16 protein-coding genes are annotated in these 15,759 nt (G+C 32.3%); 13 read left to right on the top strand and 3 right to left on the bottom strand.

Features of this window, described 5'->3' with window-relative positions:
* Both ACKI5C_RS07370 and ACKI5C_RS07365 read right to left on the bottom strand, forming a co-directional pair.
* The coding region (locus ACKI5C_RS07370) for a hypothetical protein (RefSeq protein WP_407432521.1) at positions 1-229 on the bottom strand (229 nt) is incomplete at its 3' end.
* Between the two features lie 107 nt (positions 230-336).
* Positions 337-615 (bottom strand): helix-turn-helix domain-containing protein, encoded by a 279-nt coding sequence (locus tag ACKI5C_RS07365; RefSeq protein ID WP_407432520.1) that lies wholly within the window; start codon positions 613-615, stop codon positions 337-339.
* A gap of 319 nt (positions 616-934) precedes the next feature.
* Between ACKI5C_RS07365 and ACKI5C_RS07360 the strand changes: the two genes are divergently transcribed.
* The 11 genes from ACKI5C_RS07360 to ACKI5C_RS07310 all read left to right on the top strand — a co-directional run bounded on the left by ACKI5C_RS07360 (position 935) and on the right by ACKI5C_RS07310 (position 13,742).
* Complete coding sequence (locus ACKI5C_RS07360) at positions 935-1,699, top strand: Bro-N domain-containing protein (RefSeq protein WP_407432519.1); 765 nt, start codon at positions 935-937, stop codon at positions 1,697-1,699.
* Positions 1,684-2,289 carry a hypothetical protein gene (locus ACKI5C_RS07355; RefSeq protein WP_407432518.1) on the top strand — a complete coding sequence of 202 codons (606 nt, stop codon included), beginning with the start codon at positions 1,684-1,686 and terminating at the stop codon, positions 2,287-2,289. The genes ACKI5C_RS07360 and ACKI5C_RS07355 overlap by 16 nt, the downstream gene beginning before the upstream one ends.
* On the top strand, positions 2,286-2,519 hold the full coding sequence (locus ACKI5C_RS07350) for a hypothetical protein (protein WP_407432517.1): 234 nt from the start codon (positions 2,286-2,288) through the stop codon (positions 2,517-2,519). Before ACKI5C_RS07355 ends, ACKI5C_RS07350 begins: the two co-directional genes overlap by 4 nt.
* 113 nt (positions 2,520-2,632) lie before the next feature.
* Positions 2,633-3,271: a hypothetical protein gene (locus ACKI5C_RS07345; protein WP_407432516.1), complete on the top strand. Its 639-nt coding sequence runs from the start codon at positions 2,633-2,635 to the stop codon at positions 3,269-3,271.
* A gap of 289 nt (positions 3,272-3,560) precedes the next feature.
* The gene (locus ACKI5C_RS07340) at positions 3,561-4,934 is read left to right on the top strand and encodes a hypothetical protein (RefSeq protein WP_407432515.1); all 1,374 of its coding nucleotides are present in this window, start codon (positions 3,561-3,563) and stop codon (positions 4,932-4,934) included.
* Positions 4,934-5,653, top strand: a complete 720-nt coding sequence (locus tag ACKI5C_RS07335) for a hypothetical protein (RefSeq protein ID WP_407432514.1) — start codon at positions 4,934-4,936, stop codon at positions 5,651-5,653. Before ACKI5C_RS07340 ends, ACKI5C_RS07335 begins: the two co-directional genes overlap by 1 nt.
* The gene (locus tag ACKI5C_RS07330) at positions 5,653-6,099 is read left to right on the top strand and encodes a hypothetical protein (RefSeq protein WP_407432513.1); all 447 of its coding nucleotides are present in this window, start codon (positions 5,653-5,655) and stop codon (positions 6,097-6,099) included. The genes ACKI5C_RS07335 and ACKI5C_RS07330 overlap by 1 nt, the downstream gene beginning before the upstream one ends.
* A 2-nt stretch (positions 6,100-6,101) precedes the next feature.
* The gene (locus ACKI5C_RS07325) at positions 6,102-7,817 is read left to right on the top strand and encodes a hypothetical protein (RefSeq protein WP_407432512.1); all 1,716 of its coding nucleotides are present in this window, start codon (positions 6,102-6,104) and stop codon (positions 7,815-7,817) included.
* Entirely contained in the window at positions 7,818-8,900 is a 1,083-nt protein-coding gene (locus ACKI5C_RS07320; RefSeq protein ID WP_407432511.1) for a baseplate J/gp47 family protein, read from the top strand.
* Positions 8,901-8,910: 10 nt separating this feature from the next.
* Positions 8,911-10,362, top strand: a complete 1,452-nt coding sequence (locus ACKI5C_RS07315; protein WP_407432510.1) for a hypothetical protein — start codon at positions 8,911-8,913, stop codon at positions 10,360-10,362.
* A 131-nt stretch (positions 10,363-10,493) separates the two neighbouring features.
* On the top strand, positions 10,494-13,742 hold the full coding sequence (locus tag ACKI5C_RS07310) for a phage tail protein (RefSeq protein ID WP_407432509.1): 3,249 nt from the start codon (positions 10,494-10,496) through the stop codon (positions 13,740-13,742).
* A gap of 264 nt (positions 13,743-14,006) precedes the next feature.
* On the opposite strand, the gene ACKI5C_RS07305 is transcribed toward ACKI5C_RS07310, so the two are convergent.
* On the bottom strand, positions 14,007-14,420 hold the full coding sequence (locus ACKI5C_RS07305) for a hypothetical protein (protein WP_407432508.1): 414 nt from the start codon (positions 14,418-14,420) through the stop codon (positions 14,007-14,009).
* An 84-nt stretch (positions 14,421-14,504) separates the two neighbouring features.
* Here ACKI5C_RS07305 and ACKI5C_RS07300 point away from each other — a divergent pair, with 84 nt between their 5' ends.
* Both ACKI5C_RS07300 and ACKI5C_RS07295 read left to right on the top strand, forming a co-directional pair.
* Entirely contained in the window at positions 14,505-15,185 is a 681-nt protein-coding gene (locus ACKI5C_RS07300; RefSeq protein ID WP_407432507.1) for a recombinase family protein, read from the top strand.
* A 303-nt stretch (positions 15,186-15,488) separates the two neighbouring features.
* The coding region (locus ACKI5C_RS07295; protein WP_407432506.1) for a hypothetical protein at positions 15,489-15,759 on the top strand (271 nt) is incomplete at its 3' end.

The raw sequence follows: 15,759 nt of genomic DNA, 5'->3' as shown, positions 1-15,759 counted from the left end.
TGATGCTAATATATGTATCTGTAATATATGATTGATTATTTATAGAGAATAAATAAATGTTTTCATTTTTATTAGATACAGCAATTGTTGAATATAAATTCGTTCCAGAATCATTTAGGTACGTCAAATATTTTGATGTATCAATAGTGTCTGATTTAGGAATTTTTGGTGCTGCAAATAAGCCTACGCAAAAAAGACTTGTCAGAATAAGAATAAATAATTTCTTCATAAAACACCTCCATATATAAAGTAAGGCTTTTATAGAAAAAATGCAAGTTTTTTTCGTATACCTATACTTTCAAAGTAAAGGTATACCCTAGACCACGGTTGTCCAGGTTATTTTAGTACATTTGTTAGTGTTTTTATAAGTTCATCTTTATAGGCTTGTTTAAATTCTTCATCAATAATAGGTTTACCTGTTACCAGATATTCTACGGTTGTATTAAGAACTTGTGCAATTTTTACGGCTTCATCGGCAGTAGGATAACGATTATAGAATATCTGTTGTTTTAAATTATTAAAACTAATTCCGGCTTTATTAGCCAACATTTCTTGTGTAATTTTATTTTCCTTTATAAGAGCTTTTACTCTATTCCAAAAATCTAAGTTTTCCATACTGATATTATCGTAACAAAATTGTTTATTATTAACAACTTTTTTACTTGACAAAGTTTTTATAAGATATAATAATAATTACATAAAGTTCTGAAAAATAAACTTTATATCAGAGTAACTACCTGATTATATTACTTACCGAAACAAAGAATCCTTATATAAGGGAATGAACACTTGGTAAGTAGTGTTTTCTAGCTAGTAACTAGACGTTCTCTTATATAAGGATTTTTTTTTATTCTTAAAAGTTCTCGTATGAGGACTTTAAAAAAAACAATCACCGTCAGCCGCCAAGCATACAACGGTGAAAGGAGTGTATCTAATGAAAAACTCATTAGTAAAATCGGATAACTCAGGAAAAACTTTAACAGATTTCCAGGGTTTTGAGAATGGTATTGTGGATTGTTTTGAAGAAAACAATAATCTCTGGTTCAGACTTTCTGATATTGCGAAAGTTTTGGAAGTAGGTAGAAGTACAGCTTCAATGTGGAAAGACATGGCTGATGAAGATGAATTAGTGTTCAAAAAAGTTGAACACTCAAAAGAACCGGCTCCTTATGGTTCAGAATCACTTCTTTACCGTATTCTTAACCGTTCAAACAGTCCAATGGCAAAACCTTTTGAAAGATGGGTAACAAAAGAAGTTATTCCTTCAATCCGTAAATCTGGTTCATATCAGGTAATTTCTATTGATCCGTTGAAAGACAAGGAAATAGGACTTGAAAGAGCTAAGTTATTGCGTGAAATTGCTGCTGAGTACAACGGTAATTCAAAGACCTGGAAACAGATTATTGATGCTCATGCAACAAAAGAACTTACAGGTGAATTTCTTCTTCCATTGCCGGAAGTTACAGAACACGGCAAAACGGCTGAAATGATTGGTAAACCTTATGGCCTTTCTTGTCAAAAAGTTGGTGCAATTGCAAAAAAATTAGGCATTACAAAAACTGATGATAACGGTTTTACAAGGGTAAACAAGGCAAAGAATTGTAATAGGGAAGTAGAAACATTCTATTACAATGAATCAGCAGAAAAGAAAATTGTTCAAGCTATAGAAAAGGAGTTGGAAGAATGTCAAAAGAAATAAACATTAAAGATTTTGTTGATGATGTTTGTGATGGAATTGATTGTAAAGGTGCTGTTTTCTATAGTGAAGATCCTAATTTGATGGTTGATATTGAAACTGTAATCTATGAAAAACTTTGGACTTTTGCAAATATAAAACCATCTGAATGTAAACTTGAAGATAATGTAGAAGGATGGAAAACACTTGCTGAAACATTGTGTTATACTTTAATTCAAAATTACAGTTATGATATTAAGAATTTGATAGAATTACCTATTGTGGATGATAAAGTTACTTATACTACAATAAATAGTTGTATCAATTATGCAAATCCAAAAGATGTTGTAAACAAAATAAAGGGTTTCCTTGCACATAGAGAACTTGCTCCAGAACAGATTTTATACGGCCTTGGCTTAATTCTGGATAAAAGCAAAGAAACATATATCACTTTGCTTAAACAGGATTTAGTTGAAATGAAACATCAGCTTAAAGAAGTTGTAAACGAAAATAACAAATTCCGTGAACGGCTTAATAAGGCAGAAAAAAGAAAGGCTGAATTTCCGTTGAAAAAAAAGGTTGTTATTGTAAGAAATAAGGTGGTGACAGAATGAAAAAGACTATTAAAACCTTTGATCTTACAGAAGCATCCAGAATATCGGGTATAAATCAGGCTGATTTTACAGATTTTTATGTCTTGCGTGGTTATATCAAAAAAGAACCATACGGTTATTCAGCAACGGCCCTTGGAATTGAAAAAGGTTGCGTAGTAAATGATGATAAATACAATGCTTTATTTACTATGGAATCTATTATAAGAATTGCAAGTGCTATGGCTGCATAAAGTTGTAAAAGCCGTATTTAGGTATTAAAATAAGTATACGATTTGGTCGTAAAGAACAGTCGGCATTTTTCGTAGGGGAAGTGTCGGCTGTTTTTTTTTGTTGGGGGTATTAGATGAAATTATTAATCAAGAAGTCGGTTTATGAAGAAATTGAGAAGTCTCATAAGTACATTCGTAAATACAAAGATGCAGATGGTGAATGGAGATATATTTATCCATCCAATCAACCTGGTGTAAGTTCAAATAGAAAAGCAATAAAAAATATTGCATTAGAAACACCTATAATCTCAGGTCATATATTAGATGAAGTAACCGAAGAAAATGTTGATGCTGAAATTGCAAAATTACAGGAACAAAAACTTCTTTGTCCGGCATTAGGTAATAGAGAAATATTAGTAAATGAGAAAACAAAAGAACATGGATATGAAACAAAAGGAGAAGATAGAAGTGTAGATGCAACAAGGCATAAACTAAGGTATCTGCCTTTTGTTCCTGAGATATTAAAAAACGGCAAATTGTTGTATAAATCTTATAGACGTGAATATGATTATGATAAAGAAACAGGGGTAAAGGGAAAATACTTACCACACAAAAACGTAACGTATGGTGTGGTATGCAGAATAAAATATTTTGATAAAGATAAAAATAAGACAATTGTTGAACCGGTGGAACTTGTTATAGCTTATGATGAAGAAAAGAAAAACTATGTATTGTCATTTACGGATTATAATATGAATGTGAATGTAAGTTAAATAAAAAAATCTCTGTTTCCAGAGATCTTTTTACACCTTTGTAAAGCTAAATAACCGTACAAAGAATAACCACTTCCAGGTGGGTTCGATAGCAACTAACTATCACCAATTATTATTATAGCGTCTTTATTATATTTGTCAAGAAGAAATATACATACCTTATTAAACATTGACAATATGCTATAGATAGAATAAAATTAAATAAATCATTGGTATGTTGAGAAATTGGCAGCCGGAGTAATGTTTTGCATTATTCCGGCTTTTTTATTTAACTTTTGGAGTTTTTAGAATGGAAGTGTTATCACAAGCGCCACAGCCTACAATTAAATGTTTTCATTCTGTTGATGATAATGGTAATGCAACAAAACTACCTTATCAGGAATTTACTCCTACATCATCATATATTTCTGGAAAAAATCTACAATCATATAATTTTGAAAACTCACTTGAAAATTTCGGTGGTTCATTTTCATTTACTATTAAAGAGGACATTACAAGAAACTCATTTGAACCTACTTTTATGGATGAAGTAAGACCTTTAGATATGATTGTAATATCTGAAAGTGGAGTTGAATCTAAAGTAGATTTTATTGGTGTTGTTACTACAGTTTCAATTGGTGGAATATCAAGTAATCTAAATAAATCCGTTACAGTTTCAGGTAAATCAATAGAATGGTTATTTCTCTACTATAATATCAATACTGATATTAAGGCTTGTATTTTCCAAAATACAGAAGCAAATAACCGTATTAAAATAGACTTGGCAAATCGACAGGCTACAGCTCCAATAACTATTAAAGATATTGCTGAAACTACATTTAAAGAATTCAAAGAAAGAACAGAAGAAAACAAAGAGATTTCAAATTTTGCTATTGGTGGAATTATTGATCTTTGGTATAAAAATGGAATTTTTGAAACAACTAATGATCAGTTTTTATATCCTATTTCAAGCAATTTGTTTGATACCGGAAAAGTTAATTTTATTGATTTTATTCAGAAGATTCTTCCTAAACCAATATATGAGATATTTGGATTTATAGATGATTTTAATAATCCTAAAATTGCCATAAGAAAAGTTCCTTTTGATAAACCTGTTGCGAAACGTGCAATAAAGCCGGTTACACTTACAGACTTTACTCTTACTAGGACATGTGATGAAGTTTATACAGCTTTTATGCCATATATTGAAGGCTCTAGTCAGAGTCCTGATTTTTACCTTTCATTAAATGCTGCAGAGAATAACGGAAAAATAAAAGGCTACAATCTTTCTGATGCTGATGCACTTAAAACAAAGATTTATGGAAATCAACTTTTAACATGCTCTTTTGTTGGTTATACACTTAATGAAAAAGATAATACAGATACCTTTGATGTAAAAGATGTTGAAAAACTTGTAAATGACATGAGTAATTGGTTTGGTCATTTAGATGATATGTACAATGGTGATTTTACACTTGTAAATATTACTAGTGAACAGCAGGCAAAAATAGGTGAATGGATTAGTTTTGCACAAGGTCTTTTCTATATAAATACATCAAAACATACCTGGAATTACGGTGATAATCCTATGATTAATTATCAGGTTAGCCGTGGTGGAAAGTATATAAATGGGATTTTCAAACGATTGGAAAGTCTATCTGCAGCATATAGGGAGTTTGATTAATGAATGTAAAAGTAAATACTCATAAAACAAATGCAAATCATACTCCGCTTCCTAATATCAACTACTTAGCCGGTAGAATTGGATTTTGGGGAATTGTTTCAGCTCAGAATTCTCTGAATAATACTGTAACAGTTATCTCAGATACCGGCTTTGAATATAAAAATATTCCGGTTTTTTCAAGTGAATGGGTGACAGTAGATGATAGTAAAAACTATATTCCATCTACAAGAAACTTACCACCAATAAAATCAAGAGTATTTGTTCTTACTCCAACATTTACGGCTGTAGGTGCTTTTGTTCTTTGTTCTGGATTTTCTAAAGGTGACGAAAACATAAGAAAGTTATGGGCTGCAAGTGAAAGTGAATTAGAAAATAAAAATAATTGTCGTGAAACAAAAACTCAGGGTGGATGGGATATTCAGGAAGAATATTCAAATGGTAATTATTCTGTAGAATCAAATGACGGTAATATTCATTTTAATGTAAACACTACAGAAGATAGCCAGAAATCACAACCTAAAGAAGTATCAGTCACAGCTTGGGGAAATACAATTATTATCAATGAGAATGGTATTTCAGTAACAGATAAAAATAAAAAGAAGATTATAACATCTGATAGTGGAATCTCAATAAAAGATGATAATACAGATGTAATTAAGTATGAATCTTCTCCAACAAAGAAAGTAACAATCTTAGGTCATTTGGAGGTATCAGCTTAATGTTATACCTTGCGAATGAAGATTATAAATTGACATGTTATGACTCGCTAAAACAAGAAGTTGATTTATCTGGTGTAACAGAAGTTTGTTATATTGTTCAGAAATCTCCAAAAATGAAAAGAGATAATAAAAGTGTTGTTACATCAATAAATATAGTTGTAACAGCTTTGACAGGACTTATAACAACATCGCTTATAGATGGATCTACTGTAACTTTTGTTTCGGCTTCCGGAACTCTAACAGGTAATTCACAAAAAAATAAAATAGATGGTGTACCTATTTGTTTGGCTGATGAAAACGCAACTATTCTTACTATTAATACAAGTAAATGTACTAAAGGAAAGTTAACTGTTATTGGTTCAAATACTCAGTCAGGTGCAACTATCACAGATGTATGTGATATATGGATTAGTGATGCCGGCCAGAATAAAGTGAGAGGTGATTAAAAATGGCAAAATACTTAAATGCTAATTATTGGAAAAAAGCCTATCTTCTCGAATTTAAATTAAATGGTATTTTAACTGATGCGTTTACTTTTTCAGTACCACCAGAAAGTGAAGAATTTATTTTTCCACAGCGCAAAAGTGAAACAAAAACTTTTGGGGGTGCCGTTGTTGCTGATTATGGAAACGATTTAGTACAGATAAATCTTTCCGGTTCTACAATTAATCAGGAACTAAAGATTATATATAAAAGCAGGTTAGGTATTGGTGAAATGACCGGTGAACAAGAAATATTCTATCTTAGAGATTTATTAAAGAAATATGGCCAAAGAGATAATCTTCAAAATAAAGAGGTTTACTTATATTCTCTAAATGGTGGAAATGTTGATGTTAAAAATAATCCTAAGTGGTGGAGAATTTATGTAGGGCAGTTAGATATTTCAAGAAATAAAGATAAACCGTTTTGTTATAATTATAAATTCTCTGCAACCGGTGAACCAGAAGTAACTAAAAAAACTTATAAATTACAGGGGATTATTGATAATAATAAGTTCCTGAGTAGCCTGCAATCCGTTACAACTTGGTTTAATCAGTTAACCGGTGAAGATGGATTTATCTATAGAATGTCTCATGCACTTGATAAAATTGAAGAAATTGGTGGAACGTATCTTACTGCCATTTCTAATGCAATTGGAGCTTGTAGAACGTCTATTGATGCTTTTAATGGAGCTATTAATCATTATGCAGATGTTGTAAATGGTATTATGTCGGGTGTAGGAGATATTGCAACCGATACAGTAATGCTTGGTGATAAGGTTTTTTATACAGCCGTTAGATTCTATCCTACTATTGCTGCAAATGTCTGGAATGGTTGTGTAGCACTAAAAGAAACATTTAGTAATCTCTACGAAAAATGTAATAACTTTGATGATGTTTATTTTAGTGAAAGTTCTTGGCAGACTGTAAAAGAATTATTTGATGATACAGTAAGTGATCAGGATATATCTGATGTTTATTCAAGTCTTTCTAAAGAAGGTTCTGATATTGCTAATCAAGTTACTGTTATAACAAGTAAAAACCTTAATGATTTAAGTTTTGCTGTTATTCCAGGTGATACCGGTGAAGATGATAGAATCATAATTACTTATGGATATAAGGTGGTTAGTATAACTGATGCTGAAACTAATTGGGACCAGTTAGCTCAGGATTATTACGGTGATGCCTCATTATCAAGTATTATTGCTATGTATAATAATTTATCTTCTGAAGATCCGTTAGAAGTAGGACAATCTATTGTAATTCCAAAACTTATTTTTGCAGAAAGTTCAATTTCTGATAATGAAATCTATAATACACCAGATGTAAAAGACAATTACGGTAAAGATTTAATTATTAAAAATAGAGATTTTGCGGTTTATAACGGAGACTTACAGTTAGTTAATGGAATTGACAATCTGGAACAGGCTTTGCTGAATAGATATTCAACACTTGTTGGAGCAAGAATAAGGCTTGAAGTTTACGGAATTCAAGCTTCTATAGGTGATGCCTTAAATGCTTCTTCATCATTAATTCAGGCAAGTGTTCACCAGACTACTGTAGAAGATCCTCGTGTAGAAACTGTAGAAGATATTCAGTTCAACGGTATTGGTGATGAATTAGCCGTATCTGTTGTTTATGTAGATAAAAATGGAACAAAACAGAATTTTGGGGGTGTTGTATAAATGAATACCAAACCATATCAAACATTGATAGATGAAATGAAGGCTTGTGCTGTTATAAACTCAGGTATAACTGATTTTAATGCCGGTTCAAATATTATGAATATTTTTGAATCTGTAGCACGACCGGTAGAGCAGGGGTATATTGATACTCGAAACGGTTATTCAAATAACCTTAGAGCTATTCCTTATTCAGTTTTTGACTTTCAGCAGAAGAAGGGCCAGAAAGCAACCGTAAACATTGTTTTTACACGCAATGCAGCATCCACAAGTATTTCAACTATCCCTGTAGGAACTAGAGTTAGTGATGGAACTCTTGTTTTCATTACAACTGATGTAGGAAGTATTGCAAGCGGTCAGACAGAATCAGATCCAATTCCTGCTATTGCTGAGAATATCGGACTTGAATATAACGTTCCATCTGATTCTATTAGAACAATTGAAAGTAATTTATCTGCAGAAATTGTAAGTTGTAATAATCCATATAAAGCTATTGGTGGAACAAATGCTGAAACTCAGACTCAGATGTTAAGACGTTTTAAGTATTATATAAATGGTTTACAGGGATCTAACAGATATGGAATTATGGCCGGTCTTTTAGGTCTCGAAGGTGTTCGTTCTGTAAGTATAGATGAACATTTTCCACCGAAAAACGATATATATAATTTTACGGTTTATGTAGATAATGGTGCCGGACTTTTACCTGATGATTTGAAAAATCAGTGTATTGACTTGGTAAATGGAAATGATACAGAAGAAAATCCAGGATTAAGAGCTGCCGGAATTAATGTTGATTTTCAGGCTGCTATTGGAGTTGCCATAACTATTGAAGTAACCGTTACTATTTATCGTGCAGAACAAGCTCGTGTAGAGAGTGATGTAACTGTAAAATTACAGGAGTATATTAACGGTCTTGGAATTCACGAAAATGTAGTTCTTTCTTCTATAATTGTATTACTAAAACAGATTTCTGGTGTAACAGATATATCAGGTCTCACATTAAACGGAAATGCTGATAACGTTACAATTGGTGTTAATCAGATTGCTAGATTCTATGATGTAGTGATTCATCCTGTGCAGCAGTAGAGGGTAAAAAATGGATTTGTTAGAACAAATAAGAGGAACGTTCCCTAAAACAATAGACAAGAGTAAACCGATTTTTTCTGCAGTTGTCGCAAATTCAGCAGGAACCGGAGCTATTCAGAAACAAGTTACTGATCTTCTTGAATATATGAAAGAGTGGACTTCAACACCAAATATTTATGAACAGACCGGTGACATGCTTGAAAAAACAACTAATTTTTTCTCTTTTCTTGAACGGTTTTCTGATGAAACTGATGAAGGTTTTAAGGCCCGAATAAGCGCAATATTTATCAGAAACCATGATACAAAATGGGGTACACCTTATGATGTAAAAAGTGTGTTTAGGCAATATTTCCCTCATGCTACTGTTTATCTTATTGAAAACACAAATAAAATAGATGCTGTAGAAGTCGGTTTAGGTAATTTATTTTTAGATGGTGATATTGATACTGATACACCTACTGATTGGACTTTAACTAATTGTGTTGCCAGACCGGAAGCAAGATTTTCAAAGGCTTATGGAATTGAACTTAATCAGAATGGTGCAACATTAAGTCAGCAGGTAGATGTTAATTCATCAGCAACATATTTTCTGCATTTCTTCTTAAAAGGAAATGTAAACGTTCAGATTAAAGATAATCACAATAAATATTGGGATTATAAGACAAAGACATGGAAAAATAGTGCTGTAAATAATAGTTTTACAACAGAAGATTGGGATAATTGTACACTGTTTTTTATCACGAATAGTAATGCAACAAAAATTACAGTTTCGTTTATTTATGTAGACACGTTAACTTATATAGACTACTTTAGACTCTTTGCAAAGCAACCATATAGTAGTTTTACTGTAATAGCACATTTTGATGGTAATACTGCAGAAAATGCTTTTGGACTTGCTGCCGGTGACGATGATCCTAATACTCAGACAAGTGTTATAACTGCAACAATAAATAGTCCTACTTTATCAGGTAATGGAACTAGTGTTTTACCTAGTGATTGGGATTTGAAAGATTGTACCATGAGTTCTGACTCTGTTGATATTTCAGATTCTTTAGCTATGATCAGTAAAACAATTAATGTATCTCATTCAACAATCTATAATTTATCATTTTCTTTTACCGGTAAACTTTCAGTTTTGGTAAAAGATAACAATGGTAAGTATTTTGATTTTGGTACTAGCACATGGAAAGAGCATTTTGATTCTAATATATTCAGTGCTGAATCTTTGACTTCAAAGATATTAACTCTTACAACTAGTGCAGAAACCACAGAATTAACTATAGAAATAAAACTGACTCCACCACAGCCTAGATACAGTCATTATGGTTATTATGATAAATCATTTTTATCTGGTGTACCGGTTGGGTTTGCAAATGATATTTATGATGATTTACTTGATTACTTACGATCTCAGGGTGTAAGAGCTTATCTTGATATTATTGTTCGTGATTATTTAGAGTAACGTAAGAAATAAACTTGCAAATAAAAAATAAAGTATGATATAATAAAACAAATATTGGTATGTTGAGAAATCTACAGCCGGAACTCTTTTAATAAGGGGTTCCGGCTTTTTTTATTTACCGGAGGTATAAAATGTCAGTACAGGATTCAACTTTTACTACTGCTCATGTTTTAGATAACGAAATTGTAAAGGCTAATGACTTTGAATTTGCTTTTGAAAAAATTGCAGAAAATGTAGCTAAGTCTACACAGATGATTCTTGAATCTAATCAGGATTTTGTAATAAACGGTAAAGTGCTTCCAGATGTAGGAATGAACGTAAAAGTAGAACCTATTTATGGTGTATGTAAATCAACCGGTATTCCTTTTGGTAGAACAGAAGAAGCAGCAATGGAGTATGGTTTTGAGGAAAGTTCTAATGGCCGTATTGATATTATCGAAGTTCAGGGCCAATGGGAAACATACGATAATCAGCAGCGAGCTTTCAACGATCCTGATACAAATATTCAGACATATCAGTATGTAGATACAAAGAAACTTATGCGCCCTGTTTACAGAATTAAAAAGGGTGTAGAAGGTGCTAGTGTTGCGCCAGAAGTAGATGCCGGATGGGTAAAACTTGCAGAAGTTGTTATTCGTGCTAATAATTCAACAATTTCAGCATCAGATATTAAAAATATAACTGCTGATATTGCCGGTGAAGAAAATAGTGATTGGACTACAGAAAAAACAATTACTTATAATATCGGTTATATCTCAGACGTAAATGAAAGATTCCGTGTTCAGCATAATGAAGATGGAACACATAAGGACAACGTAATTAATACAGATTCTCTTGATATTGGTATTGGTGCAAAACAGGTAAACGGTAACGTTCTACCTTTAGGCGCAAATATTACAACTCCGGTATCAAATATTACGGCAACAACTACACTTGCTACAACTATAACAAGTGTTATCGCATTAATAAAAACATTGTATGATGCTTATTATACTTACGGTATTTATAACTTTAAGGGATCACTTTCAGTATCAGCAATTGCTGATGAAAACAATACTCTTTCAGAACCAATTACCTTGTATGCTGCCGGTAATGGAACAGCAAAAATAAAGGTCGGTGCAAATGATGCAATTTCTATTGATGCAAATGGAAAACTTTCAACAAATGGATATACAGCAACATCAGATAATCATATTGTTACAAAGAAAGTAACTGATTTAATTTCATCTTCATTATCTTCTCTTGCAGATAGAGTTTCAGCCCTTGAACAGACTCTTGATAATACTGAATATACCAACGGTGTTTTATCTGTAGATAGATTTGCTTTTGATTCAACAGCAATTATGGCAGCCACAACCGGAAATATAACTCTTTCAGGTTTACAAACAATTGATGGAAAGAGTTTGTCAAATAATGATTATGTATTAGTTAAAAATCAGACTAATGCCAAAGAAAATGGTGTTTATCAGGTTGTATCTGGTGGAAGTTGGAGTAGACCTACAGCATTTAATACACCAAATAAATTAAAAGCTAAAATATTTAGTGTAAATAATGGTACTGTAAATAAAGGTAAAATGTTCTATATGCCAAAAGTTAATTTTACTAATGGTAGTGCTTTTGGAACAGATACAATTCCTTTTGTTGAACACATTGCCTCTATTGATAAACTTCCAAGTAAAATAGCATACAGAGATACTAATGGCCATGTAAAAACGGCTAGTGCAACAGCTAATGAAGATGCTGTAAATAAAAGTGATTTAGATTCTGCCGTATCAACCTTAAATACTTCAATTGGTCTAAAGGTTGATAAAACTACAACTGTAAATGGCCATGCTCTTTCAGAAGATGTAACAGTTACAAAAGGTGATGTAGGTCTTGGTTCTGTAGAAAACTATGGTCGTGACACAACTGTTACTAGTGGAAGTACAAAATATATAACAAGTGGTGCTGTATATACAGCTCTGCAGAATTCTGAGAAAGAACGTGATACTCTTATTAATAAGGTTCTTTCAACCGGAACAACAACACCGGCCGGAAAATACAATGTTGATACAGTAACTATTCAGGTTGCAACAACAGGAAATGTAACACTTTCTGGAACACAGACAATTGATGGTATCTCAAATCTTTCAAGTGGTAATTATATCTTAGTAAAGAGCCAGACAAATAAAAAACAGAATGGTATTTATCAGTATAACACATCTTCTACCTGGACTAGAGTTACTGATTATAATACTCCAAACAAAATGAAAGGAAAAATATTCTCTATCGTAAAAGGAACTGCTAACGGTGGAAGAATGTTCTATATGCCACAACAAACTTTTGTTGCCGGTGATACAACATCAACAGGTGCTTTTACTTCTGATGAAATTGAGTTTATGGAGTATTTTGGATCTGTTAATCCTATGGCTAGTAGACTTGCAATGCGAGATTCTAATGGTCATGTTAAAACAGCAAATCCAACAGATGAAACAGATGCAGCAAATAAACTTTATGTTGATCCAATTATTATAACAACTAATACCACAACAATCAGGGCTAATGATAGTAAATATCCTAGTTTGGTAAATGGTATGCCATTCAAGATTATGTTTACAGCAAATATTTCTGGAAGCAACACAACATCGGCTCTTTCGTTCTCTTATAAAGGTACTAGTTATCCTGTAAAAATTACAAAAGGCGGAACACTTCAAAGTATTTATGCTCATAATATTTCTTCTGGTGTTTACAGATATATTCAGGCATTTACAACAATTGAAGTTATATATAACAGCACAAATAGTTGTTTTGTTGTCGTTGGAAATCCGGTTGTCCTGAGTAGTGATGATTATACAATCTATGCGGACGGAAAAGTTGGAGATGAAGAAGTTGGAACAGTTAGAGCAAAGGCAACAAATGAAATCCCTTATGGTTGGCTTGAATGTAACGGACAGTCTGTTCTAAGAACTACTTACGCAAAACTTTTTAATAAATTTAATACTCAGAAATATGACGGAACAAATACACTTTTGTCACGTTATGGTTATGCTGATAGTACACACTTTAATCTTCCAGACTACCGAGAAGTAGCATTGGTAGGTATCGGAACTAATGGAACGGATGGATTAGGTAATGTTCGTCATTCTCACGATGTATTTACATTAGGTGAATTTAAGGATGACCAAGTTCAAAATCATAGACACAAAACAAATATATTGGAAAATGGTTCTGCAGGTAATAATGGAGCATCAGTTTTAGCAGGTAATAGCAATCCTACATCCTCAACTTCCTATGTTGTAACAGAAATCGCTGACATAGATGTTGGAGACGGATTTCCGAGAATGGGAAAAGTTACTCGTACAAAAGAAAAAGGTATACTATATTTAATAAAGGTTTTATAATACTTTTATAAGGTAAAGGACACCTTTACGTTTACCTCTAGTTGTGGCTTCACCTTCATGCGCTATAGTTATTGCACCACTATAACCGTCTCCTGCTCTTGGAAATAAGGAATAAGAACCATAAGCAGAACCAACTTCAAAATAATTAACAGTTGATGAACCTAAGTTGAAATTGTGATTATGTGAGCCTAGTCTATCTTTTAAATATTCTCCTAAAGTACAATTATCATGTTTTCCACTAGATATACTATCCGTTCCCTTAAATTATGCTGTTCGTTTCCAAATCTTTATTGCATAGTTTGTTGGTCTTGTTTCTACATCACCGGATAACGATATAGCAGGCCGTTCATAAGACAGTGCTTGTTCATAAGCCCAATCGGCTGTTCCACTTACAGTATTATATCTATATGGTACTGCCTGAGAACCACTAGAAGATGATCCCATCCATAATGTGTGAGTATGACTAGCTTGTGTTGCTGAAAGTCCATTAACAGCCGTAGATTGATTTTGACGTGTTCCAAAAGCAGCAGCGTCTCCACCTGCTGCACGGAAGAAAGCACCTGCATAACTAGATGTAATATCAGTCCATGTGGTGAACTTAAATAAAGTATTTGGATCAGACTGTGTAGGAAGTTGATAATAAATTGAATTAATTGGATGTGCAAAATCTACTCCCATTTTTCCGTCCGTTTAGAATCGAATATACTAAAACTTGCAATTTTTCAATCATCTATTACAGTTAGAATAATACGGAGGTAATCTATGTTTTATGGTTATGTAAGAGTTTCAACAGAAGAACAGAATTTAGAGAATCAGAAAAAAGCTATTTTAGAAACATTTAACATTGATAATTGGATCGAAGAAAAGAAAAGTGGTACTGTAGATTTTCATAAACGTTGCTTAGGTGAATGTCTGGATAAAATGCAAGAAGGTGATGTTTTGGTAATTACAGAACTTTCAAGATTAGGAAGAAGTATAACAATGATTTTTGATATTATCTCAGAAATGAAAAAACGGAAAATAAGATGTGTTGCAATCAAAAAAAATTTTGACTTAAATCCTGAGAATAGCAGCGATATTATTACATCAGTTATTATGTTTGCTTTTGGACTATCAGCACAAATAGAAAGAGAGTTAATTTCAGAAAGAACAAAACAGGGCCTTGCTGTAGCAAGAGCAAAAGGAAAGAGAGTAGGCCGGAAACAAGGAGAGAAGATTTATAATGTAAAACTAAGGAAATATGAAAAGGAAATAATTACGGCTTATAAAAATGGAGAAAGTATTAATTCAATTGCGAAAACATACAATGTAAATTGGAGTACGGTTCGTAACTTCATTAAGATATATTCTCGCATGAAAAAGCCAAAACCTTTGACAAAAGCACCAAAGAAACACGGCCATCCATCACAAAGAGAAATAGAATATTTTGCTACTCATAATTAATAATACCACCAAAAAAGCTGTGTGTGCATAAATGTGTGCATAAAACTAACAATATATAACAATAAATATGTTGAATATTGATATGAATAGGGTTAAAATAATTATAGAACAACCTAAAACTACACTAGATGGAGTCTGCTTTTGAGTATTCAGCCGATTAAATGATAAAATATAGTGTTATTTAATCGGTTTTATATCTAAAAACAACACTAAATATGGTTTATAGGTGTAAAATGCTGATAAATGTGCATAAAATGTGAATAAAAATCAAAATTATGTGCATAGACAAACAAAGGAATAGTTATGGTACGACACCTATTTCAACGAACAATCACAAAAAACGGTAAAAAGATTAAAGCTTGGTATTATTGGTTTTATGATGAAAATGGTAAACAGGTAAGAAAATCTTGCGGCCAGAATGGAAAGCCTTGTTTATTAAAAAGGGATGCAGAATCCTTTATTGCAAATCTTCCGGCTGAGGAACCAAAGAAAAACACAACTGTAATTTTCTCAGATTATTGTAATGGATTTTATGAGCCAGAATCTTTGTTTCTTAAAAAACAAGCTGCAAGGG

Origin of the sequence: Methanobrevibacter sp. (assembly GCF_045646045.1) — an archaeon.
Classification (GTDB): domain Archaea; phylum Methanobacteriota; class Methanobacteria; order Methanobacteriales; family Methanobacteriaceae; genus Methanocatella.
Note: the sequence above shows the minus strand (reverse complement) of the source record. Positions and strands in the feature narration are given on the sequence as shown.